Origin of the sequence: Microbacterium sp. EST19A, from assembly GCF_019969685.1 — a bacterium.
In the GTDB taxonomy this organism is placed as follows: domain Bacteria; phylum Actinomycetota; class Actinomycetes; order Actinomycetales; family Microbacteriaceae; genus Microbacterium.
On sequence record NZ_JAHXYZ010000001.1, the window covers coordinates 1723460 to 1744459 of the forward strand.

25 protein-coding genes are annotated in these 21000 nt (G+C 68.4%); 19 read left to right on the forward strand and 6 right to left on the reverse strand.

All coding sequences use genetic code 11. The annotated features are described in order from the left end of the window. Positions 1 to 176: 176 nt before the first annotated feature. The 4 genes from LC452_RS08525 to LC452_RS08540 all read left to right on the forward strand — a co-directional run bounded on the left by LC452_RS08525 (position 177) and on the right by LC452_RS08540 (position 2733). A complete protein-coding gene (locus LC452_RS08525) occupies positions 177 to 665 on the forward strand; it encodes an SRPBCC family protein (RefSeq protein ID WP_223624139.1) in 489 nt (162 codons plus the stop codon). Then, a complete protein-coding gene (locus LC452_RS08530; RefSeq protein ID WP_223624141.1) occupies positions 662 to 979 on the forward strand; it encodes a helix-turn-helix transcriptional regulator in 318 nt (105 codons plus the stop codon). Before LC452_RS08525 ends, LC452_RS08530 begins: the two co-directional genes overlap by 4 nt. A gap of 70 nt (positions 980 to 1049) precedes the next feature. Next, positions 1050 to 2294 carry an MFS transporter gene (locus LC452_RS08535; RefSeq protein ID WP_223624143.1) on the forward strand — a complete coding sequence of 415 codons (1245 nt, stop codon included), beginning with the start codon at positions 1050 to 1052 and terminating at the stop codon, positions 2292 to 2294. Positions 2295 to 2559: 265 nt separating this feature from the next. Next, on the forward strand, positions 2560 to 2733 hold the full coding sequence (locus tag LC452_RS08540) for a CsbD family protein (RefSeq protein ID WP_223624144.1): 174 nt from the start codon (positions 2560 to 2562) through the stop codon (positions 2731 to 2733). A 72-nt stretch (positions 2734 to 2805) separates the two neighbouring features. On the opposite strand, the gene LC452_RS08545 is transcribed toward LC452_RS08540, so the two are convergent. After that, positions 2806 to 3360 (reverse strand): MarR family winged helix-turn-helix transcriptional regulator, encoded by a 555-nt coding sequence (locus tag LC452_RS08545; protein WP_223624724.1) that lies wholly within the window; start codon positions 3358 to 3360, stop codon positions 2806 to 2808. Continuing rightward, positions 3360 to 3599 carry a hypothetical protein gene (locus tag LC452_RS08550; RefSeq protein ID WP_223624146.1) on the reverse strand — a complete coding sequence of 80 codons (240 nt, stop codon included), beginning with the start codon at positions 3597 to 3599 and terminating at the stop codon, positions 3360 to 3362. Before LC452_RS08550 ends, LC452_RS08545 begins: the two co-directional genes overlap by 1 nt. Positions 3600 to 3749: 150 nt before the next feature. On the opposite strand from LC452_RS08550, the gene LC452_RS08555 reads away from it, so the two are divergent. The 10 genes from LC452_RS08555 to LC452_RS08600 all read left to right on the forward strand — a co-directional run bounded on the left by LC452_RS08555 (position 3750) and on the right by LC452_RS08600 (position 10980). Beyond that, positions 3750 to 4196 (forward strand): MarR family winged helix-turn-helix transcriptional regulator, encoded by a 447-nt coding sequence (locus LC452_RS08555; protein ID WP_223624147.1) that lies wholly within the window; start codon positions 3750 to 3752, stop codon positions 4194 to 4196. Between the two features lie 69 nt (positions 4197 to 4265). Continuing rightward, complete coding sequence (locus tag LC452_RS08560; RefSeq protein WP_223624148.1) at positions 4266 to 4595, forward strand: hypothetical protein; 330 nt, start codon at positions 4266 to 4268, stop codon at positions 4593 to 4595. A gap of 146 nt (positions 4596 to 4741) precedes the next feature. Then, on the forward strand, positions 4742 to 5323 hold the full coding sequence (locus LC452_RS08565) for a sulfite oxidase-like oxidoreductase (protein ID WP_223624149.1): 582 nt from the start codon (positions 4742 to 4744) through the stop codon (positions 5321 to 5323). Beyond that, the gene (locus tag LC452_RS08570; RefSeq protein ID WP_223624150.1) at positions 5320 to 6045 is read left to right on the forward strand and encodes a ferredoxin reductase; all 726 of its coding nucleotides are present in this window, start codon (positions 5320 to 5322) and stop codon (positions 6043 to 6045) included. Before LC452_RS08565 ends, LC452_RS08570 begins: the two co-directional genes overlap by 4 nt. Further along, complete coding sequence (locus LC452_RS08575) at positions 6045 to 6305, forward strand: DUF6510 family protein (RefSeq protein ID WP_223624151.1); 261 nt, start codon at positions 6045 to 6047, stop codon at positions 6303 to 6305. The genes LC452_RS08570 and LC452_RS08575 overlap by 1 nt, the downstream gene beginning before the upstream one ends. A 136-nt stretch (positions 6306 to 6441) precedes the next feature. Further along, positions 6442 to 7749 carry an ABC transporter substrate-binding protein gene (locus LC452_RS08580; protein WP_223624152.1) on the forward strand — a complete coding sequence of 436 codons (1308 nt, stop codon included), beginning with the start codon at positions 6442 to 6444 and terminating at the stop codon, positions 7747 to 7749. A gap of 71 nt (positions 7750 to 7820) precedes the next feature. Then, a complete protein-coding gene (locus LC452_RS08585; protein ID WP_116636121.1) occupies positions 7821 to 8693 on the forward strand; it encodes a carbohydrate ABC transporter permease in 873 nt (290 codons plus the stop codon). Continuing rightward, positions 8690 to 9583, forward strand: a complete 894-nt coding sequence (locus tag LC452_RS08590) for a carbohydrate ABC transporter permease (protein ID WP_223624153.1) — start codon at positions 8690 to 8692, stop codon at positions 9581 to 9583. The genes LC452_RS08585 and LC452_RS08590 overlap by 4 nt, the downstream gene beginning before the upstream one ends. A 1-nt stretch (position 9584) precedes the next feature. Then, positions 9585 to 10292 (forward strand): alpha/beta fold hydrolase, encoded by a 708-nt coding sequence (locus LC452_RS08595; protein ID WP_223624155.1) that lies wholly within the window; start codon positions 9585 to 9587, stop codon positions 10290 to 10292. A 151-nt stretch (positions 10293 to 10443) separates the two neighbouring features. Beyond that, the gene (locus LC452_RS08600) at positions 10444 to 10980 is read left to right on the forward strand and encodes a hypothetical protein (protein ID WP_223624157.1); all 537 of its coding nucleotides are present in this window, start codon (positions 10444 to 10446) and stop codon (positions 10978 to 10980) included. A 141-nt stretch (positions 10981 to 11121) separates the two neighbouring features. On the opposite strand, the gene LC452_RS08605 is transcribed toward LC452_RS08600, so the two are convergent. Genes LC452_RS08605 through hisD (LC452_RS08615) form a run of 3 tightly spaced genes read right to left on the reverse strand, consistent with a single transcriptional unit; the run spans position 11122 to position 13945 of the window. Beyond that, positions 11122 to 11862, reverse strand: coding sequence for an HpcH/HpaI aldolase/citrate lyase family protein (locus tag LC452_RS08605; RefSeq protein ID WP_223624158.1), 741 nt, complete (start codon positions 11860 to 11862; stop codon positions 11122 to 11124). Further along, a complete protein-coding gene (locus tag LC452_RS08610; protein WP_223624160.1) occupies positions 11862 to 12620 on the reverse strand; it encodes an SDR family NAD(P)-dependent oxidoreductase in 759 nt (252 codons plus the stop codon). The genes LC452_RS08605 and LC452_RS08610 overlap by 1 nt, the downstream gene beginning before the upstream one ends. Continuing rightward, positions 12617 to 13945 (reverse strand): histidinol dehydrogenase, encoded by a 1329-nt coding sequence (hisD, locus tag LC452_RS08615; protein WP_223624162.1) that lies wholly within the window; start codon positions 13943 to 13945, stop codon positions 12617 to 12619. Before hisD (LC452_RS08615) ends, LC452_RS08610 begins: the two co-directional genes overlap by 4 nt. Before the next feature lie 99 nt (positions 13946 to 14044). Between hisD (LC452_RS08615) and LC452_RS08620 the strand changes: the two genes are divergently transcribed. The 4 genes from LC452_RS08620 to LC452_RS08635 all read left to right on the forward strand — a co-directional run bounded on the left by LC452_RS08620 (position 14045) and on the right by LC452_RS08635 (position 18243). Continuing rightward, positions 14045 to 15049, forward strand: a complete 1005-nt coding sequence (locus tag LC452_RS08620) for a LacI family DNA-binding transcriptional regulator (RefSeq protein ID WP_223624164.1) — start codon at positions 14045 to 14047, stop codon at positions 15047 to 15049. Positions 15050 to 15182: 133 nt separating this feature from the next. Further along, positions 15183 to 16163, forward strand: a complete 981-nt coding sequence (locus LC452_RS22060; protein ID WP_223624166.1) for an ester cyclase — start codon at positions 15183 to 15185, stop codon at positions 16161 to 16163. Positions 16164 to 16193: 30 nt separating this feature from the next. After that, positions 16194 to 17363, forward strand: a complete 1170-nt coding sequence (locus tag LC452_RS08630) for a cupin domain-containing protein (protein WP_223624168.1) — start codon at positions 16194 to 16196, stop codon at positions 17361 to 17363. Positions 17364 to 17433: 70 nt separating this feature from the next. Next, positions 17434 to 18243: a nitrilase-related carbon-nitrogen hydrolase gene (locus LC452_RS08635; RefSeq protein ID WP_223624170.1), complete on the forward strand. Its 810-nt coding sequence runs from the start codon at positions 17434 to 17436 to the stop codon at positions 18241 to 18243. A 320-nt stretch (positions 18244 to 18563) separates the two neighbouring features. Here the strand turns inward: LC452_RS08635 and LC452_RS08640 are convergent, their stop codons facing one another. Beyond that, the gene (locus LC452_RS08640) at positions 18564 to 19490 is read right to left on the reverse strand and encodes a LysR family transcriptional regulator (protein ID WP_223624172.1); all 927 of its coding nucleotides are present in this window, start codon (positions 19488 to 19490) and stop codon (positions 18564 to 18566) included. 76 nt (positions 19491 to 19566) lie between these two features. Here LC452_RS08640 and hisD (LC452_RS08645) point away from each other — a divergent pair, with 76 nt between their 5' ends. Next, positions 19567 to 20883 carry a histidinol dehydrogenase gene (hisD, locus tag LC452_RS08645; protein ID WP_223624174.1) on the forward strand — a complete coding sequence of 439 codons (1317 nt, stop codon included), beginning with the start codon at positions 19567 to 19569 and terminating at the stop codon, positions 20881 to 20883. Positions 20884 to 21000: the final 117 nt, after the last annotated feature.

The following is a 21000-nucleotide window of genomic DNA, read 5'->3' on the forward strand; positions in this document are numbered from 1 at the left end:
AGGCTATGCCGGGGGAGCGACAGGAAGAAGCGGGTGGCGCGCGGCCGGTCGGGGATGTAGGGCGCCCGACTTTATGCAACTACGGGGTTGCATTGCGGAGATCGATGTGCAACTCTTGAATTGCAGATGAGTGGTGATCCCACCGCTCCGCGACGAAAGGACGCATCATGGTCAACATGACAGAGAACGCAGGCTCCGTCGTCGACGAGGAGACCTTCTCGGTTCGACGTACGATCCGCATCGCGGCATCCATCGACAAGGTCTGGCGCGCCGTCGCCGAACCAGAGCACATCTCCCGCTGGTTCGGGCGCACGGTGCTCGACGGCGCGGGCGTCGGCGCGACGGGCACGATGAGCTTCCCCGACTACGACGTCATCCCGCTGCGGGTCGAGGCCTACGACGAACCGCGTCTCATCAGCTACCGGTGGAACAACGACGACGCGGCCGACGGACTGCCCGACGCGATCGACGAGAGCACCTCGACCGTCTTCACGTTCACCCTCGACGAGGTCGACGGCGGCACGCAGCTCACCGTCGTCGAGAGCGGCTTCGAGCGCACCTCCGCACCGCGGGAGAACCTCGAGAGCCACCGCACCGGCTGGGACGCCGAGCTCGACAAGATGGTCGCGCTCGTCGAATCGGAGACGGTCGAGAGCGACGCATGACCACCGGAACCCTGATCCCGATGTTCTCGGCGCTCGCAGACGAGACGCGGTGGAGCATCCTGACGGCTCTCGGCGAGGGTGATGCCTCGGCATCCGCCCTCGCCGGGCGCCTGCCCGTCAGCCGTCAGGCCATCGCGAAGCACCTCGCGGTGCTGCAGGAGGTCGGGCTCGTCGAGCCCGTGCCCGTCGGTCGTGAGGTGCGCTACCGGGTGATCGGCACCGAGCTCGCCGCCACCGCCGCGAAGCTCGACGCGATCGGGCGGCAGTGGGACCGTCGTCTCGCGGCGATCAAGGAGATCGCCGAAGGCCTCTGACCGCGGCATCAGGCCGACCACAGAGCAGGCCGATCACGGAGAGTCGGGCGCCCGTGGAAGGATGGGCGCGATGGACGATCCGAGCGACAAGACGGCCACGGCCGCGAGACCCGGCCCGGATGCCGCGGCACGCCGCGCCCGCATCGCCGTCTCGGCACTGTTCCTGACGAACGGCGCGCTATTCGCGAACATCCTGCCGCGTTACCCCGAGATCAAGGCCGCGCTCGGACTCGACAACACCGCCTACGGATTGTCGCTCGCCGCACTCCCCGCCGGGGCGATCGTGGCGGGTCTCGCGGCCGCCGTGCTGATCCGCCGCTTCGGCTCGGGCCGCCTCGCGGTGTTCGGCACCGCGCTCACCAGCATCGGCTACCTGCTCGCCGGACTCTCGCCGTCGGCGCTGCTGTTCGCCGGCGCGCTGTTCCTCACCGGGGCGTTCGACGCCATCACCGACGTCGCGCAGAACGCGCACGGCCTGCGGGTGCAGCGCCGGTACGGACGCTCGATCATCAACTCCTTCCACGCGATCTGGTCGATCGGCGCGGTGCTCGGCGGCGCGATGGCCGCCGTCGCGATCGCGGTCGGTCTGCCCGTCGGCATCCATCTCGCGATCTCCACCACCGTGTTCGCCGCCGTCGCGATCGGCGCGCTGCGCTTCTGCCTGCCCGGTCGCGACGAGGAGCCGGCGGATGACGCGGGCGAGACGGATGCCGTCGCCGACGGCGGCGAGATCCGCGCGGCCGTGCGCCGAGGGCCGAGCCTGCGCACGATCCTCACGCTCGCGGCCCTGACCCTGATCGCGATGGCCGGCGCGGTGGGCGAGGATGCCGGCAACTCGTGGGCGACGCTGTACCTCGCAGACTCGCTCGAGGCAGCCGCCGCGATCGCTCCCCTCGGGTTCATCGCCCTCATGCTCGCGCAGTTCATCGGCCGCATCCTCGGCGACGGCCTGACCGACCGGTTCGGTCAGCGCTTCGTCGCCGGCGCCGGCGGGCTGATCGCGGCCTCCGGGATGGGGCTCGCGCTCGCCTTCCCCAGCATCCTCGGGACCATCCTCGGGTTCGCCGCCCTGGGCTTCGGCATCGCCACGCTCATCCCTGCGGCGATGCACGCGGCCGACGAGCTGCCCGGGCTCCGACACGGCGTCGGACTCACGATCGTGTCGTGGCTTCTGCGTGTGGGATTCCTGCTGGCTCCACCGTTCGTCGGGTACATCGCCGACAGTGAAAGCCTGCGCGCCGGGCTGCTCATCGCCCCGGTGGCGGGGCTGGTGGCCGTGCTGCTCTGCTTCGCGCTGGAGAAGCGTCGCCCATAGGGCGCGACGCCGCGCGCTGTCAAGGGTCGATCGCGAGTTCGATGTATTGCTAGCTAGGCTAGTAATCTTTCTCGCGAGGAGGTTGTCATGTCGACGGCTGAAGACGCGTATACGGCGATCGCCGAGCAACACTCGGCGTTTCCGCTGCCCGCGCACCGCGCCATCGGTCAGGGCTCCGGGATGCGGCTCATCCCCTTGCGCTCCGGACCGTTCGTCGCCATGCTCATGCGCCTCCTCGTGCCGACAAGAAAAGGGAGGAGCCCCCATGGGACTCGATGACAAGATCAAGAACGCTGCGGAAGACATCGCCGGCAAGGCGAAGGAGGCCGCAGGCAAGGTGACCGGCAACGAGCGGCTCGAGGCCGAGGGCAAGGCCGACCAGGCCAAGTCCGACGTGAAGCAGGCCGGCGAGAACGTCAAGGATGCGTTCAAGCGCTGACGGATCCTTCGGGTGAACCGCGAGGGGGAGGCGATCCGCGATCGTCTCCCCCTCGCCGTGTCTCCAGAGCGGTTACCGGTCGGTCGAGTCCTCTTCGTGCGAGCGGATGACGTCGCGGAGCTCCTCGTCGAGATCGGAGGCCTCTTCGATCGCCGACGTCATGCCCGCCAGGAATCGGGTCACCACGGCGCGCTCCTGATCGGAGAGCTCGTCGACGAGCGTCAGCATCCGTCGGTGCATGGCGCCGAGCGTCGACTTCACCTCGTCGTCGCTGTGCGTCGTCGGAACGACGACACCGGCGCGCCGGTCGGTGGGGTGCGGTTCACGCCGCGCGTGTCCGCCCTTCTCCAGTCGGTCGATCAGTGTCGTCGTCGACGCCGTCGAGATGTCCAGCGCCCGCGCGATGTCGATCGGGCGGACGATGCGCCCGGCTCTCTGCTCGCGGAGAAGGAAGCGCAGCGCCAGCAGGTCGGTCTCGTTCATGCCCATCGACACGCGGGTGCGAGCGCGCATCGCCGTCTCGGCTCCGCGGTAGCGGCGCAGCATGTTGAGCACGTCGACCGTGGTCGCACTCTCGGAATCGGGGTACCAGTAGCCGGAACGGCCGAACTCCTCGGGTTGCTGCATCACGCGACCTCCCCGTCCGGCCGGGCGCGCAGATGCTCGCGCTCCAGCATCTCGGATGCGCCGGTCTCGACCTCCGCCGGCACGATGGGCGGGACGCCACCCGTGATGGCGTCGATCTCGGCCGCGACGATCTGGGCGACGCGCCGGGTCGCGATATCGGGGAACCGCTGCTGGAGCCTGTCGAGCATGTCGGAATACCGGATGTATCCGGCATCCTCGAAGGTTTCTCGCTCAGCCATGGCGTCCTTTCCCAACGGCAGACCTGAATCCATCATCGCATCCCCGCTCGCGAGTCGCGCACGAGAGCGCCAGGTCGCACCGGCTTTCCTAGACGATCTCGTTATCCGACGATCGAGTAGCATGGACGCGTGAACGACGCGAGGAGTGTGATGACGACCCGAACTCAGGTGGCGAACGCATCCCTCGTCCGCACTGTCGAGGATCTCCGTCGTGCCGACGCGCAGTTCACGCGTCGCCTCCTCGCGATGCGGGCGCCGAACGACACCGACCGCGCAGCGATGCGCTTCATCGTCGAGGCGCCGTCCGATTACCCGGCCACCCCGGGCGACCTCGCCGCGCACCTCGGCGTCAGTACCGCGGCCATCACGAGTCTCATCAGGCGGTTGCAGGATCGCGGACAGATCGTGGTCGCACCGCATCCGGACGACGCCCGATCGAAGATCCTGCGTCCTTCCCTCCGTGACATCAACTCGCCCGTCGACGAGCTCTCGCGTCGTATCGAGAGCGTGGCCGAGGAGTTCACCGACGATCAGGCGGCCCATGTCGCGCGCTTCCTCCGACGTCTCACGGAGGAGATCGACTCCCTTCCCGAGTGAGAGATGAGATTTAGCTAGTTAGACTAGTAATATATTTCTCATACTACTTCTCGCATCGAAGGGACAGTCATGGGAACGATGAACTACGCCAGCTCGACCGAACCGATCGAACTGGACGACCGTCTGCTCGCGCACGTCCGCACCGTCGCCCTCACGAAGCTCCGTCGTGGCGAGTCATTCGCCCTGACCCTCCCCGAGCACGAGAAGACGAGCGCGACGCTGTGGATCAACGCCTCGATCCCGCTGCGTTTCGACGTCTCCGACGAGGTCGCTCTCGATCGGGAGCTCCTGACCGCCATGATGGCGGAGGCATCGTCCTCCCGCGGGCTCGATCTGACCTCGCCGCTCCTCTCCGCCGAGCTCTCGCGTGGTCCCCGTCTGCGAGCCATGAGCGCCTGATCCGGCACAGCGCGACCGTGCCGCCCGTGCTCGATGCAAAGCCACTGGCTATTTCGGCGCCAGAGCGCTAGCAATGGGAGTGGCGCTGCGCGATCGACATCGGAGCGCTGTCTGCGACGGACCCGGTCGCGCCGGAAGGAGAAGCCATGGCTGTTTTCGGAGGTCGCCGCCGCGAGGAGAACGCTGCTCTCCCGCCCGGTCAGCATCTGACGGAGGGGTTCCCGGTGCTGTCGGCCGGGCCGACACCGCAGGTCGAGACGACGGACTGGGACTTCCTCATCCGCACCGAGACCGGAACGACGCACCGCTGGGACTGGGATGAGCTTCAGGCTCTTCCGGCCGAGGACATCACCGTCGACATCCACTGCGTGACGAGCTGGTCCAAGCTCGGCACCTCGTGGCGCGGCGTCTCGCTCGACACCCTCTTCGCCGATGTCGAGACGAGCCTGGACTTCGTGATGGCGCACTCCTACGGCGGGTACACGACCAACCTTCCGCTGGAGGAGATCCTCGACGGGAAGGCGTGGATCGCGTACGAGTACGACGGGGACGGGCTGGACCCCGAGCACGGCGGGCCGGCACGGCTGCTCGTTCCGCACCTCTACTTCTGGAAGAGCGCGAAGTGGGTCCGCGGCCTCGTGCTGCAGGACGACGACGAGCCGGGCTTCTGGGAGCAGAACGGCTACAACATGCACGGCGACCCCTGGCGAGAAGAGCGCTACGCGTGACGAGCCCCGCATCGGGCTGGTACGGCGGCACGCTCACTCGTGCCCGCGGCCTCACGCCGACCGCGCGCAGCCTTGTGTTCGCCGTGGACGGCTGGCCCGGGAACGAGGCAGGGCAGCACGTCGACGTGCGGCTGACCGCGCTCGACGGCTACCAGGCCGTGCGCTCCTACTCGATCGCGAGCGTCGGGGCATCCGAGGAGATCGAGCTCGCCGTCGATCTCCTGCCCGACGGCGAGGTGTCGCCCTTCCTCGTGGACGAGCTCGAGATCGGCGACACGGTCGAGCTCCGCGGACCCCTCGGCGGATGGTTCGTGTGGAAGCCGCAGGAGATGGCTCCCGTGCAGCTGATCGGCGGCGGCTCCGGCGTCGTCCCGCTCATCGCGATGTCACGAGCGCACGCGCGGTCCGGAAGCGCCGCGCCGATGCGCCTGCTGTACTCGTTGCGCTCTCCGGAGGACGCGTTCTTCTCGGACGAGCTCTCCGCCCCCACGGCCACGGTCGAGACGACCTGGCACTACACGCGGACGACGCCACCGGACTGGTCGCGTTCACCCGGCCGCCTCACGGCCGACGACCTGGCGGAGGCGACGGTGCCGCCCGCGGACCGGCCGCTGATCTACATCTGCGGCCCGAACGGCTTCGTGGAGGTCGTCGCTCGGGCGATGATCGCCCTCGGCCACGCGAGCGACCGCGTCCGCACCGAACGATTCGGAGGGATCTGATGGGCACTCTCGACGGCAATGTCCTCGCCGGACCGATCGGCGACCTCCTCTCGTTCGAGCCCACGACGGCCCGCGGGCAGTGCGCGGGCTGCGGCGACGTGGCCGTGCTCGCGCAGGCGGCGGTCTACGGTCAGCCGATGGGATACGTCGTGCGCTGCCGCAACTGCGACGATGTGCTCATGGTCGTGGTCGAGCGCGGCGGCAGGAGCTCGCTGAACATGCCGGGGCTGCGGTGGCTGGAAGCCGCCGAGCAGGCCTGAACCCGCCGCAAGCCCCGGTTCCGGGGGATCGCCCGCAAGAGCCCGCGACGAATCGTTACGTATACGTATTCAGAGGGAATACATTCGCAAAAAATAGGCTTCCCTAAGTTGACTGCATACGTATACCATCACCCGTATGGGACACACACAGCATCGAGCACTGCCGGTACTCGCCATCGCAGCCGTGGGCATCGTCGCCCTCGCAGGCTGCGGAGCGGGATCCCGCACTGACAACGCGAACTCGACGAAGGTGACGTGTGACTACACGGCACCCGAAGGCAAGACGACGGTCAACGTCCTCGCCTACAACTCCTCCGCGATCGACCCCTTCACCGACACGATGGTCTCGAGCTGCTCGACCGACGACGTGACGCTGAAGCACGACCCGATCGACTTCGGCGGCCAGGTCACGAAGACGACCGCGACGCTCTCCGGCGACACCGGCACGTACGACATCATCGAGACGTACGGCTTCGTCATCCCGGGCTTCGGTGAAGAAGAGAAGCTCATCCCGCTGAACGACCTCTGGGACAAGTACGCCGCCGACTACGGCCTCGACGAGATCAGCGAGTCCATGGTCGAGGGCATGTCCTACGACGGCGACATCTACGCGATCCCGATGCAGGCGCAGATGTTCGTGATGGCGTACCGCACCGACATCTTCGACGACCTCGGCCTCGAGGTCCCCACCACGTTCGACGAGATGATCGACGCCGCCGAGGCCATCAAGGGCGCCGGGCTCATGGACTACCCGATCGCGCTGCCGTGGCTCGCCACCGCCGACGTCACCACCGGCTTCGAAGGTGCGATGAACTCGCTCGGCGCCGACTTCGTCAACCCCGACGGCGACGTCACGCTCGACACCCCCGAGGCCAAGCAGGCCGTCGAGGCGATGCTCTCGCTGAAGCCCTACATGGACCCGCAGGTCACGACCTTCGACCAGCCGAAGGTGCAGCAGCAGATGTTCAACGGCACCGCGGCCATGTCGATCATGTTCTCCGGTCGCATGTTCGACCTCACGCTCGACGCGAACTCGAAGCTCGCCGACTCGTTCGGCTTCGCCGGTGCGCCCAAGCTCACCGACGATGCGGCGTACTCGTACAACCGCCTCTCGATCGACGGCTGGTCGATCCCGTTCAACACGAAGCTCGACCATGACATGCTGTTCCAGATGATGGCTTCGGCCGTCAGCGAAGACGCCTCGAAGGCATCCGTCCCCGCGGCCTACCCGGCCCGCGAGGGAATGGTGACGGAGAAGAACTCTCCCTACGGCGCTGCAGCGAACGACTCGATCGCCAGCGCGATGCCGCCGATCGTGTCGCCGGTCATCGCCGACATCACGAACGAGATCCGTCCGATCCTGGTCTCGATCCTCAACGGCCAGGTGTCTGTCGACGACGGACTCGCCCAGATGCAGGCCGCCGGCGAGAAGGTCGCCGGCTGACCACTGACCGACGTCCATGACTGTGGCCTGAGCGCGAGTTCAGGCCACAGTCCGTCCAAGGGAGGACGCACATGAAGGCACGCGAATTCTGGCTGCTCTTCGCTCCGAGCCTGCTGGTGATGGGTGCACTCCTCGTGCTCCCGCTGGTGCGCACGGTGCAGTGGAGCTTCGAGCAGGTCCGCTACGGCACACCCGGCACGTTCGTCGGGTTGGAGAACTTCACCGACGCTCTGACGGATCCTCGTTTCCACAAGGCGGTCCTCTTCACGGTGGCCGTCACCGTGGTCACCACCGCGATCCTGCTGGTGTTCGGCTACATCATCGCCACCGGCATCAACCGCATCACCACATCCCGCCCGCTGGTCCTCGGCATCATGCTCGTCTCGTACGTGCTGCCGAACCTCGTCGGCGCCGTCGCGTTCTCGTGGCTCTTCGACGACAACTTCGGCGGAGTCGTGAACCGGCTGATCGGCTTCTTCGGCGGCTCGCAGGTGCTCTGGTTCACCGACCAGGTGCCGAACGCGATCCTCGTCATCGCGAACACCGTGTGGCACATGCTGCCGTTCGCGATGCTCATCATCCTCGCGGGGCTCCAGGGAGTTCCGAACGAGCTGAAGGAGGCCGCCAAGATCGACGGCGCCAACGGCTTCCAGACGCACATCAACGTGATCATCCCGACCATCCGCGGGGTGCTCGGCTTCGTGACGCTGATCACGATCATGGACGTGCTGCGCATGTTCGACAACCTGATCCCGCTGTCGCCACAGGCGCAGAACATCGGGAACGAGTCGATCATGCTCTACGTCTACTCGGTGGCATTCGCCGACGGGGCCGAGAACCTCGGTCTCGGCAGTGCGATCAACGTGCTCACCATCCTCCTGATCCTCATCATGCTGATCCCGTTCATCCGGGGCATCTTCAAGGAAGCGAAGGCCGAACGATGAGTCTCACCTCCGCAGAACTCTCGACGAGGGCCATCGTCACCAAGGGTGCACCGAAGCGCAAGCGTCGCGGGGTCAACCGCCCGCCGTACATCACCGGTCTGCTGCTCGGCATCCTCTGCATCGTCGTGCTCAGCCCGTTCATCTGGATGACCCTCTCGGTGACCAAGCCCACCGACGTCGCGTTCTCCAACCCACCGGTGCTCTGGGACTACCAGCCGACGCTGCAGGCGTTCGTCGACCTGTGGCAGACCACGTACTTCGCCGACTACCTGGTCAACACCCTGGTCGTCGCCGTCGTGTCGACCGTGATCGCCCTCGCGATCGGCATCCCGGCCGCTTACGCGCTGTCGCGGTTCCCGAGCTACGTCTCGGCGATCCTGCTGGTGCTCGCGCTGATCTTCCGTGCGCTGCCGCGTTTCGCGGTCGTGCTGCCGATGTACGACATCAGTCGGGCACTCGGCATCTACGACACGACCTTCGCCCTGGCGATCGCCCTGGTCGCGATCAATCAGCCCTTCACGATCTGGCTGCTGCGCAACTTCTTCGCCGAGATCCCCAAGGAGCTCGACGAGGCCGCGATGATCGACGGCTGCACGAGGATCGGGATGCTGCGTCGCGTCATGATCCCGCTGATGGGCCCCGGCATCCTGACCGCCGGCATCTTCGTGTTCCTGTTCGCGTTCCAGGAGTACCTGACCGCGCTCGTGCTCACCGACACATCGTCGAAGACCGTGCCGGTCTTCATCGCCACCCAGCTCGGGCAGACCCTGCCGATGCTGCAACAGGCGGGAGCCGCGTCGATGCTGCTCACGATCCCGGTGTTCGTGATCGCGTTCATCGCCCAGAAGTATCTCGTCGCGGGACTCAGCGACGGCGCCGTCAAGGGCTGACGTGTCGCTGGTCCTGCTCGCCGGCATGAACTGCACCGCCGATCTGTGGGCGGATGCCGGACTAGACGGGGCGGTCCAGCCTGTGCTGGACCGCCCGACCATCTCCCTGCAGGTCGAGGCGCTGCTCGACGCGTTGCCGGAGCGGTTCGTGCTCGTCGGGCACTCGCTCGGCGCGATCGTGGCGATGTCGCTCGCGCTGGCGGCTCCCGACCGTGTGGCCGGACTCTGCCTGGTGTCGACGAACGCCAAGGCGCCGACCGTCGGGCAGCGCGGGGCGTGGCAGGAGTGGCTCGCGCTGCTCGACGCCGGGACGGATGCCCGGGAGCTGCAGCGCAGCATCCTTCCGGCGCTGCTCGGAGAGGAGGCCGTGCGCGAGCGCCCCGAACTCGTCGAGCGGACGCTGGCCATGGGCGACGCCACGGGCGAGGCGCGGTTGCGGACGCAGTTGCAGCTGCAACTCAGCCGGGGCGACCTGCTCGCGCGGCTGTCGGGCCTGTCTGTGCCGACCCTCGTCGTGTCGGGGCTCGACGACGTGATCACTCCGCCGCATTTCCACACCGAGATCGTCACGCGGATGCCCGACGCCCGACTCGTCACCCTCGATGCCGGACACCTGCTGCCGCTCGAGCGTCCGCAGGCCTTCGGCTCACTGCTGCGGTCGTGGCAGACGCAGCTGGCGGATGCCGCGTCCGGGGCCTCGCGGCGCTGAGGGCGCTGGCACGCCCTCGGCCCACCGCGTCAGGCGGAGAACTCGGTGTTGGGCGGAGCCCTGGGGCGCCAGCATCCGCCCCTCAGGGAGAACTCCTCCTGAGACTGTGCGCGCGAGATCGGTACACTCGCCAGAACAAGGGGGCGGAATCATGACGCAGGATGCCACGGGAACCACGACCGAAGCGGCTCAGCGGCTGCTCGAGCGAAGGGTGCGTGCGCTGGAGGCGGCGGTGCTCGTCTTCCCGGTCATCGTCACCGAGATCCTGCTCGTGCTGGGCCTGCTGGTGCCGTTCGTCACCGACAAGGTCGATGGCGAGGAGCAGACCGTGAACCTCTTCGGGCTCGTCGGAGGACTCCTCGGCCCGGACGAGTCGGGCGAGGTCTCCTCCGGGGATGCCCCGTTCGGTGTCGCCTTCATCGTGCTGATCGTGGTCATCATCGGGGCGCTGCTCTTCCTGCCGTCACTCGCACGCAGCGACATCTCGCCCCTCACGCAGCGGATCACGCTCACATTCGTCGTGCTGCTCATCGCCGGCACGCTCGGAGCCTGGATGGTGATGGGCATGGGCCTGAGCTCGAACTCGCCCTGGATCATGGAGCCCGCCCTGCCGATCCTCTCCGTGGGGACGGTGCTCGCCGCGCTGCTCGCCTTCCTCCCGGTCTACCGGGACATCTGGAAGCGCTGAGCTCCCGCGCGGCTCACGCCCTCTGGAGGAGGACTCCGTCATGGGCGGAGACCTGCGGCGTCAGCATCCGCCCAACAGCGAGAACTCCTCCGGACGCGGATAGATGCCGTGCGCGGACGCTGGTGAGCGGATGCCGGCGGCTCAGCGCTCCGGCGACGCCAGGTCGCGCAGGTGCCGCATGAGCGACGACGCCAGGTTGTAGACGACGAGGTCGGCGCCGGCGGCGAAGGACGCTTCGGCCGCCGTGCGCGTGCCGACGATGTCCATCCGCAGCGAGCCCGCCGCAGCCAGCGCGCTGTGCACGGCGGCGATGGCGTCGGGCACCGACTGGTCGTCGGGCCCGGAGCTCGCGGCGAGATCCGCCGGACCCACCATGATGCCGTCGAGCCGCGGCGTCGCGACGATCGCCTCGACGTCGGCCACACCGCCCGCCGACTCGATCATGCCGAGCACCAGCGTGTTCTCGAGGTACCAGGTGAGGTGCTCGGCGGGATCGACCTCGCCGAAGCGACCGGCACGGCTGTAGGTCGCGAAGCCGCGGTTGCCGACCGGCGGATACAGCGACGCGTCGACGAGAGCGGCGGCATCCGCCGCGGTGTCGAGGTGCGGGGCGAGGATGCCCTCGGCGCCCTGGTCGAGCACCCGCAGGATCTGACCCCGGTCGTTCTCGCCGACCCGCACGATCACCGGCACGCCGTGCGCCGCCGCAAGAGCGATGTGGTTGCGGAGGGCGGTGATGTCGGCCGGGCCGTGCTCGCAGTCGATGAGCACGAAGTCGAACTCGGCGACCGCGAGCATCTCGACGAGCTCTTCCGCCGGCATCCGCAGCAGGGCGCCGAGCAGCTTGTCTCCGGCCAGAGCACGCGCACGCAAAGACGTCATCAGGCGACCATACCGGCGGAGAGGTCGACGTCGGCCCCGCACATCCCGGGCATCGCCAGCATCGCGAGGACCGCGGCACCGACCTCCTCCTCGGTGACCATGCGTCCGAGCGCGGCGCGCGAGACGAACACCTGCTCGGCGTCGTCGATGGTCGTGCCGGAGCGTTCCGCCTCGAGCCGGAAGTTCCGCTCCATCCGTGGTCCCTGCACCGGGCCGGGAGAGAGCGAGTTCACGCGCACACCCGCCGGACCGACCTCGAACGCCAGGGTCGATGTCAGTCCGATCACGGCCATCTTCGACGCGCAGTACGGGGTGCGATGGGCGAGCGGGCGCTTGCCCGACACCGACGCGATGTTGATGACGTCGCCGTCGCCCCGCGCGATCATGCCGGGCAGCAGCGCCTTGCAGAGCAGGAAGGTGCCGCGCACGTTCACGGCGAACACCTCGTCCCAGTCGTCGACGTCGATGTCGGTGAGCGCCGCGACCGGGCCGGGGATGCCGGCGTTGTTCACGAGGATCGACACCTCCGTGTCGCCGAGCGCGTCGCGCAGAGCGTCGACGGAGGCGGCATCCGAGACATCGCACACCAAGCCACGGGCTCGCGAACCGAGAGCGGATGCCACGGCGCCGAGCTTCGTCTCGTCACGGCCGACCAGCACGACGTCGGCGCCGGCGGCGTGCAGCGAGCGGGCGATGGCCGCTCCGAGCCCGCTGCCGCCGCCGGTCACCACGGCCGTGCGACCAGTGAGGTCGGTCATCGCGATTCCGCGAACGCCGCCTGGCTGTCTTCGATCCAGGCGAACTCCTTGCCGGCGTGACGCCAGGCGCGGGCGTCGCCGGAGCGGGCGTGGCCCTCGAAGAGCTCGACGCGAGCGGCCCGACCGCAGACGGTGCCGAGCTCGGCCGACGACTCCGTGTTCTGCACCTCCTGGTAGGTGACGGTGCGCAGGTACTTGCCGACCCAGAGGCCGCCGGTGTACCGGGCGGCGCCGAGCGTCGGCAGCACGTGGTTCGTGCCGATCACCTTGTCGCCGTAGGAGACGCAGGTGTTCTCGCCGAGGAAGAGCGCGCCGTAGTCGTGCATCTTGGTGAGGGCCTCGCGGGGGTTCTCGGTGAAGATCTGCACGTGCTCGAACGCGAAGTCGTCGGCGATGCGGTACGCCTCGTCGAGGTCGTCGGCCACGATGACCTGACCCCAGTCGCGCCAGGCGGGACCGGCGTAGTCGCGGGTCGGCATGCCGGGGAGGATCTTCTCGATCCAGTCCATGACCTCTTCGGCGAGCTTCTGCGAGGTCGTCACGAGCACCGCGGGGGAGTCGGGGCCGTGCTCGGCCTGGGAGAGCAGGTCGACCGCGGTGAAGAAGGGGTCGGCGTGCTCGTCGGCGACGATGAGGATCTCGGTGGGCCCGGCGAACAGGTCGATGCCGACCTCGCCGAACAGCTGGCGCTTCGCCTCGGCGACGTAGGCGTTGCCGGGGCCGGCGATCATGTTGACCGGCTCGATCGTCTCGGTGCCGACGGCCATGGCGGCCACGGCCTGCACGCCGCCGAGGAGGTAGATCTCGTCGGCGCCGGCCATCTTCATGGCGGCGATGGTGGCGGCGGGGATCTCGCCGCGGATCGGCGGGGTGCACGCGACGACGCGGGGGACGCCGGCGACCTTCGCGGTGATGATCGTCATGTGGGCGGATGCCGTCAGCGGGTACTTTCCGCCGGGGATGTAGGCGCCGGCGGCCTGCACCGGCACGTGCTTCTGGCCGAGGAAGACCCCGGGGAGGGTCTCGACCTCGATGTCGACGAGGGAGTCGCGCTGCGCCTGGGCGAAGCGGCGGACCTGCGTCTGCACGAACTCGATGTCCTGGATCACCTGCGGCGAGAGGGTGCCGATGATCCGCTCGATCTCGGCATCCGACAGCCGGTAGGACTCCGGGCTCCAGTTGTCGAACTGCTCGGCGTACCGCCGGACGGCGGCGTCGCCGTTCTCGCGGATGTCTCCGATGATCCCGCGAACTCGTTCTGCGACATCCTGCTGCGCGGTGTCCGCGAACGTCTTCGTCGGCGCGGACTTCAGATGCAGGGGCATGGCCCATCCTTTCGTTGCATACGTATGCTCTGATTATGACCGCGTATGCATGCGGGCGTCAAGGCGCTAGAATTCCGAGCGTTGAGGGGGAGGCGTCACATGGTCGTCACGAGTCGCGATGTCGCGAGGCTGGCCGGAGTTTCGCAACCGACGGTCTCGCGGGCCCTGCGTGACGATTCCCGGGTGTCCGACGCCACCAAGACGCGGGTGCGCGAAGCGGCCCAGCTGCTCGGCTACGTGCCCAGCGAAGCGGGACGCGCCCTGTCCTCCGGCCGCACGCGCCGCATCGGCCTGCTGCTGACCGATCTCGACAACCAGTTCTACTCGCACATCATCGCGCCGGTGCACCGTGAGCTGGAGGCGCTCGGCTATCAGCTCATGCTCCACACCGAGACCGCCGATGATGCCACGATCGTCGAGCGCCTGCTCGCCAACGGGCTCGACGGGCTGATCCTCGCCACCACCACGGTCGAGTCCGCAGCTCCCCTGCGCCTCAAGGACCGCGGCCTGCCGTTCGTCTACTTCAACCGCATCGGATCGCTCGTCGAGGCGGATGCCACGGTGGTAGATCCGGTGGCCGGCTACCGGCAGGCGGTCGACCGGGCCGTCGAGCTGGGGCACCGCCGAATCGGCGCCGTCCTGGGCCCGGGCAACACCAGTACGGCGCAGGCGCGCGAGTCCGCGCTGCGCGACGCGCTCATCGCGCACGGTCTGCCGCTCGCCGAGGCGTACACCCGCAAGGTGCCGCGCTACAGCGCCGACGAGGGCGAGAAGGCCGCGGCATCCCTCCTCGGCGAAGATGATCGCCCGACGCTGCTGTTCTGCGGAAACGATGTCGTCGCCTACGGCGTGCTCAACGCCGCGCACCGCGCCGGTCTCCGCGTTCCGGAGGACCTCTCGGTCGTCGGCTTCGACGACCTCCCCGAAGCGGCCTGGCCGATCGTCGACCTCGCCACCGTCGGCTACGACATCGCCGGGATGGCGTCGGCCGCCGCTGACCTCATCGTGCGGCGGATCGAGGACCGCGAGGCGCCGATCGAGAACATGCGCTTCGCGTCGGCACTCGTGCCCCGCCGCACCCTCGCGGCCGCGCAGGCCGGCTGACCCGGCATCCGCCTCTGACACCCGTGTGTCAGGAAACTCTCTCTTGCACTCGTTTGTGCATACGCATACACTGACGAAGGAAGCCCGCGTTCATCGATGAAACGCGGACTCATCTTCTAAGGAGTGAAACAGCGTGCCTCTCGATCCGGTCGCCTATCTGCCGTACAAGGACCCCGATGACTTCATCCGTGAGGTCACCGACCTGATCTGGGTCGATCGGTCGATCCACTACATCCGCGAGAACTACGAGCCCGACTCGATCGTGCACGGCGGTCTCGGCACGTCCTCGAACCGCGACGAGGTCATCGAGGGTTCGCTCATGCGCATCTCGGCGACGCCCGACCGCACCGGTCAGGCCGAAGACGTCATCTGGGAGGCGCGCGGCGATGACGCGTTCCTCAGCTCCCACCTCGTCCTCTCCGGTCACCTGCAGACCTCCGAGTTCAGCCGCACGATCGCCAACTGCCTCTACCGTCGCGGCCGCATGGTCGAGGAGTGGGTCGTCCGCGACACGCTCGCCGGGCCCCTGGCACGCGGTGAGGACCTCGACGTGGTCGCCAGCGCGCAGACCTTCCGCGGCTTCTCCGGATCGTGGAACGAGCCGGCACCCGCCGACCCGATCGCGAAGGGCGACTCCGGGGAGCGCCCCGACGAGTACCGCGCCGAGGTCGAGAAGGTCATCGACCTGATCAAGACCGTCTGGAACGATCGCGACCTGCAGAAGGTCGAGAAGTTCTTCGAGCGCGACCTCGTGCTGCTGACGGTCGGCAACCGCCTCGTCATCCGTCCGGAGGGCTACCGTCGAGCGCTGCTGCGCTTCCTCGAGTCGTTCCCCGGCGGGCAGTTCGAGATCCGCGACATCCAGACCAACTACGACGTGCGGTACGCGGGTCTCCGCGTCGCCGTCGTGTGGAAGTTCGTCGGCGACTACAACGGCGTCCCGAACTACGGACCCCTCACGGGCAAGCCGGTCGACGTGCTCGGCATCTCGCAGTTCACCTTCCACAACGGCGCCCTCGTCAAAGAGGTCCGTCTGTGGGACGACATCGCGCTTCGCGCGCAGATCCAAGGCCAGCGCGGCGACGAGCCCGTCGCCTTCGCCAACATCTACTGATCACAGACTGATCACCAAGGAGAAGAAGAAATGAGCAACGCCATCATCGACGCGACCGACGTGATCGTCGATGCGTCCGAGATCGAGCGACGGACCATCCGCCGCACCGACTGGGTGCCGTGCAACTCGGCATTCATCGACTGCCGCACGCCGGGCTCCGACCGCAAGGAGAACTACTCCTTCATCGGCGCGGGTGTCTCGCAGAACGCGAGCCAGTACGTGAACCTCGAGGTCAACCACGGGTTCAACACCGGAGCCGCCGGAATGCCCAACGGCATCTCGAACAACCTCCACCTGCACTTCACGGCCGAGGTCTTCATCAACCTCGGCGGCGAGTTCCGCCTCCGCTGGGGCGTGGACGGCAAGCAGGGCGAGTACATCAGCCACGACGGCGACATCGTCACGATCCCCACCTGGATCTTCCGCGGCTTCACCAACGAGGGGCCCGACGACGGCATCCTCTACACGGTGCTCGGTCGCGACGACAACGGCGGCATCATCTGGGGCCCGTCGGTGCTGCGCGAGGCGGAGTCCTACGGGCTGCACCTCACGGCCGACAACAAGCTCATCGACACGGTCGCGGGCGACGTGCTGCCCGACGATGTGCCGCTGATCACGCCGATGAAGCAGCACTACATCGACGAGCTCACCACGTACACGGTCGAAGACATGCGCTCGCGCGTCATCCAGCCGGGCGACCGCAAGTACTCGTCTGCGGCGCTGCTGACCTCGGCCGTCGAGGGCGGCCGCGTCGAGCTCGCCACGGTGATCGGCTACGGCATGTCGGAGAACCGCCGCCAGGTGCCGAACGTGACCGAGCCCCACTCGTTCAACCTCGCGTGGGTCAAGGCCGAGGCCGGCCAGGGCGTGCTGCGTCACCGTCACGACAAGACGCAGGCGCTGCTGTTCAAGACCGGTCGCTGGGAGGTCACCCTCAACGGTGACCCGTCGACGACCGTGAACCTCGGCGCCGGAGACACGTTCTCCGTTCCCGAGGGCGCGTGGCGCGAGTACCGCTGCGTCGAGGGTGACGAGACCGGCTCCGGCACGGTGCTCGTGATCAACGGCGGCGACGACCGCGTCTACCTCGAGTGGGCACCGGAGGTCGTCGAGGCGGCCGCCGCAGCCGACTGGACGATCGACCCGAACGGCTACCTCGCTCCGCTCGGAGTGATGGTCACCGCGACCGAAGACGACTGAGAACAACGACGGAGCGCGAGGGGCTTTCGGCCCCTCGCGCTCCGTCGTTCCCGAGGGGGAGGATGAGGGTATGCCTGCAGACATCGATGACCTGCGCGTGGCCGCGCTGTCGCCCGAGATCGTGATCGGCGACGTCGAGGCGAATCTTGAACGCATCCGGGAAGCGATCGTGGCCGCGGGGCGTCGCGATGCGCGACTGATCGTGCTGCCCGAGCTCGCGACGAGCGGGTACGTGTTCGAGGATCGCGCCGAGGCCGAGAAGGCGTCGCTCACGGCGGACGACGCGCGCTGGTCGCTGGTTCAGGCGGCGATTCCGGCGGATGCCGTCGTGGTCGTCGGCTACGCCGAGTCCGCCGGGGAGCAGCTCTTCAACACCGCTGCCGTGCTGACGCGTGACGCGCGGCTGGCCGACTATCGCAAGTCGCATCTCTGGGGTGCCGAGAAGCTCGTCTTCGACCACGGCACGGAGGCGGGCCTCGTCGTGGACACCTCGTTCGGACGCCTCGGCGTCGCGATCTGCTACGACAACGAGTTCCCCGAGGTGCCGCGCCGGCTGGCCCTCGCCGGAGCCGATGTGCTCGCGCTGTCGGTGAACTGGCCGCTCGTGTCGAGGCCCGAGGGGGAGCACGCGCCGGAGCTGATCCAGGCCATGGCATCCGCCCGCTCCTCGCGCCTGCCGGTGGTCATCGCCGACCGCTGGGGCTCCGAGCGCGGGGTCGACTGGACCGACGGCACCGCCATCATCGACGAGCAGGGCTGGATCGTCGCATTCCGTGCGGTGATGGGCGCCACCGCCGTGCTCTCGCTCGCCGCCGTGCGCGAGAAGTCGCTGCCGCCGCACAACCACCTGTTCGACGACCGGCGGGGCGACCTGTACTGAGGTGGGGTCCCGAGTGACCGTGGGTCCCTGAGTGAGAGTGGCTCCCTGAGCCTGTCGAAGGGCGCGCCGTCGGGAGGAGAACTCCGCGTCGGGAGGAGGATCCGCGCCCAGGGTTCAGCCCATGGGTGCGAAGTCCTCCCGAGCGACCGTGGGTCCCCTGAGTGAGAGTGGGTCCCTGAGCCTGTCGAAGGGCGCGCCGTCGGGAGGAGAACTCTGCGTGGGGAGGAGCATCCGCGCCCGAGGCTCAGCCCACGGGTGCGAAGTCCTCCCGGGCGAGCGGGGGACCCTGAGCCTAGGTGGGCCCTGAGCCTGTCGAAGGGTCAGCCGAGCGGGGTGCGGCCCTCGTGTTCCGGCAGTCTCTCGCGCAGCATCCGCTCGGCCAGCTCGGCGAGCCGGCTGGTCGCCGGCGACAGCAGCATCCCCTCCCGCTGCACGAGGGCGATCGTGTCGTGCATCGGCTCGGCGAAGGGGAACGTGCGGATGCCGGTGGCAAAGCCCTCCGCCTCGGTGATCGACCGCGACACGATGGTGTCGGCGGCGCCCGCGGCGACGAGGCTCAGCGCCGTCTCGACGTTCTCGACCTCCACCGCGGGCTCGATCGACAGGCCGCGCAGCCGCGCGCGCTCGAGCAGCTGCCGCCGGGTCGGGTCGTCCCATCCGGCGAAGGCGTCGTAGAGCACGAGCTTGGCCGCGGCGACCTCGTCGATCGTGACGGGGCCGGCGTCGAGTGGGCGGGTAGCTGAGGCGTAGAGCACCTCGTCGCGGAACAGCGGGCGCACCTCCAAGCCGTCTTCGTCGACCGGGAGCACCAGCAGTCCGGCCTCGAGCTCGCCGCTCGCGATCGACCGGGCGACGTGTGCGGAGTTGATACCCACGAGCCGCAGCCGCACGTTCGGATGCCGGTGGTGGAAGGTCTCGGCGAGGTCGGCGAGCGCGTAGTAGGCGGCGTTGCGGAGTACGCCGAACGTGCAGGTGCCGCGGTCGAGGGAGGTGAGCGCCTGGATCGTGTCGATGCCGTTCTGCACGGCGCTCACGGCCTGGGTGGCGTGCGGGCGCAGTTCGAGCGCGGCCTCCGTGGGGACGAGGCGACGGCTCCCACGGGTGAACAGCGTCACGCCGAGTTCGCGTTCGAGGCGGGCGACGAGTTCCGACACGGACGCCTGGGTCATGTCGAGATGCGCGGCCGCGGCGGTGAAGGATCCGTGCTCGAGGGACGCCAGGAACGCGGTCAACTGGGTGATGGTCACAGCCAATGGTAAACCCGATGACTGCTCTCGGACCATCAGGCTTGTCGGATGGATCGCAGCGATCTAGCCTTCCAGCATGCGTTACTCCTCACCAGTCCTCTCCCGCCTCGACGGGTCGTTCCACCACCTCAAGACCCCGCTGATCGACGCACCGGCGGCGCAGCGCGATCCGGCCGTGATCGAGACCGTGACGAACATGCTCGCCGACATCCGCGAGCGCGGGCTCGACGCTGTGCTCGATTACGCGCGCAAGCTCGACAACTACCAGGGCACCGACATCGAGCTCACCGCCGAGCAGATCGCGACCAGCGGTGACCGCCTCGCCCCCGACCTGAAGGCCGCGATCGAGCTGGGCGCCGCGCGTACCCAGGCGTTCGCGAAGGTCTCCCGGGAGCATCTCAGCGACTTCGAGACCGAGCTGGTTCCCGGCATCGTCACCGGAGCCAAGTACATCCCCGTCTCGCGCGTCGGTGCGTACCTGCCCGCCGGACGCTTCCCGCTCACCGCGAGCGCCTTCATGACCGTCGGCGTCGCGAAGGCCGCGGGCGTCCCGACGGTGATCGCGTGCACGCCCCCGCAGCCCGACGGCAACGCGAACGACGCCGTCGTCTACGCCGCGCACCTTTCCGGTGTCGACCGCGTCTTCGTCATCGGCGGAGTGCAGGCGCTCGCCGCCATGGCGTACGGCCTGCTGGGCGAGCTGCCCGTCGACATGCTCGTGGGCGCCGGCAACGCATTCGTCGCCGAGGCCAAGCGTCAGCTGTTCGGCACGGTCGCGATCGACCTGCTCGCCGGCCCGAGCGAGGTCGCCGTGATCTCCGACGAGACCGCCGACCCGGAGATCGTCGCCGCCGACCTGCTCGGTCAGGCCGAGCACGGCCCGAACTCTCCCGCCGCGCTCGTCACGACCTCCGAGGATCACGGTCGCGCCGTGATCGCCGCCGTCGAGCGTCAGCTCGAGACGCTGGCCACCGCCGAGATCTGCGGCCCAGCCTGGCGTGACTACGGTGTCGTCACCGTCGCGAAGGACCGCGAGACGGCCGCCGCTCTCATGGACGATCTCGCGCCCGAGCACCTCGAACTGCTCACCGCCGACGACGACTGGTACCACGAGAACCTCCGCAACTACGGCTCGCTCTTCATCGGCCCGTGGAGCACCGTCGCCTACTCCGATAAGGGCATGGCCGGCACGAACCACGTGCTGCCGACCGCCGGCGGAGCCAAGCACAGCGCCGGCCTCTCGGTCTCGCGCTTCCTCAAGCCCCTCACCTACCAGCGCATCGCGCGCGAGGCGACGCCCGAGCTCGCCAACGCCGTGCAGGTCATCTCCGACTCCGAGGGCATGGCCGCGCACAGCGCGACCGCGACGATGAGGTTGGCAACGTACGAGTGAGTCTTGTGCTCTGAACGCCGGAAGTGCCCGTCACCGTGAGGTGGCGGGCACTTCTGCGTTCCGCGGGGCCCGGTTCCGCGGCATCCGGTGCCTTCGTGCGCCGCGGTACGGATGTCG

Bases quoted from the DNA above. Each gene is read 5' to 3' on its own strand.
- LC452_RS08530 (WP_223624141.1), top strand. From the start codon at position 662: ATGACCACCGGAACCCTGATCCCGATGTTCTCGGCGCTCGCAGACGAG.
- LC452_RS08550 (WP_223624146.1), bottom strand. From the start codon at position 3,599: ATGGCTGAGCGAGAAACCTTCGAGGATGCCGGATACATCCGGTATTCC.
- LC452_RS08600 (WP_223624157.1), top strand. From the start codon at position 10,444: ATGACGCAGGATGCCACGGGAACCACGACCGAAGCGGCTCAGCGGCTG.
- LC452_RS08555 (WP_223624147.1), top strand. From the start codon at position 3,750: ATGACGACCCGAACTCAGGTGGCGAACGCATCCCTCGTCCGCACTGTC.
- LC452_RS08610 (WP_223624160.1), bottom strand. From the start codon at position 12,620: ATGACCGACCTCACTGGTCGCACGGCCGTGGTGACCGGCGGCGGCAGC.
- LC452_RS08605 (WP_223624158.1), bottom strand. From the start codon at position 11,862: ATGACGTCTTTGCGTGCGCGTGCTCTGGCCGGAGACAAGCTGCTCGGC.
- LC452_RS08545 (WP_223624724.1), bottom strand. From the start codon at position 3,360: ATGCAGCAACCCGAGGAGTTCGGCCGTTCCGGCTACTGGTACCCCGAT.
- LC452_RS08620 (WP_223624164.1), top strand. From the start codon at position 14,045: ATGGTCGTCACGAGTCGCGATGTCGCGAGGCTGGCCGGAGTTTCGCAA.
- LC452_RS08635 (WP_223624170.1), top strand. From the start codon at position 17,434: ATGCCTGCAGACATCGATGACCTGCGCGTGGCCGCGCTGTCGCCCGAG.
- hisD (WP_223624174.1), top strand. From the start codon at position 19,567: ATGCGTTACTCCTCACCAGTCCTCTCCCGCCTCGACGGGTCGTTCCAC.
- LC452_RS08560 (WP_223624148.1), top strand. From the start codon at position 4,266: ATGGGAACGATGAACTACGCCAGCTCGACCGAACCGATCGAACTGGAC.
- LC452_RS08575 (WP_223624151.1), top strand. From the start codon at position 6,045: ATGGGCACTCTCGACGGCAATGTCCTCGCCGGACCGATCGGCGACCTC.
- LC452_RS08565 (WP_223624149.1), top strand. From the start codon at position 4,742: ATGGCTGTTTTCGGAGGTCGCCGCCGCGAGGAGAACGCTGCTCTCCCG.
- hisD (WP_223624162.1), bottom strand. From the start codon at position 13,945: ATGCCCCTGCATCTGAAGTCCGCGCCGACGAAGACGTTCGCGGACACC.
- LC452_RS08580 (WP_223624152.1), top strand. From the start codon at position 6,442: ATGGGACACACACAGCATCGAGCACTGCCGGTACTCGCCATCGCAGCC.
- LC452_RS08585 (WP_116636121.1), top strand. From the start codon at position 7,821: ATGAAGGCACGCGAATTCTGGCTGCTCTTCGCTCCGAGCCTGCTGGTG.
- LC452_RS08590 (WP_223624153.1), top strand. From the start codon at position 8,690: ATGAGTCTCACCTCCGCAGAACTCTCGACGAGGGCCATCGTCACCAAG.
- LC452_RS08630 (WP_223624168.1), top strand. From the start codon at position 16,194: ATGAGCAACGCCATCATCGACGCGACCGACGTGATCGTCGATGCGTCC.
- LC452_RS08540 (WP_223624144.1), top strand. From the start codon at position 2,560: ATGGGACTCGATGACAAGATCAAGAACGCTGCGGAAGACATCGCCGGC.
- LC452_RS08535 (WP_223624143.1), top strand. From the start codon at position 1,050: ATGGACGATCCGAGCGACAAGACGGCCACGGCCGCGAGACCCGGCCCG.
- LC452_RS08525 (WP_223624139.1), top strand. From the start codon at position 177: ATGACAGAGAACGCAGGCTCCGTCGTCGACGAGGAGACCTTCTCGGTT.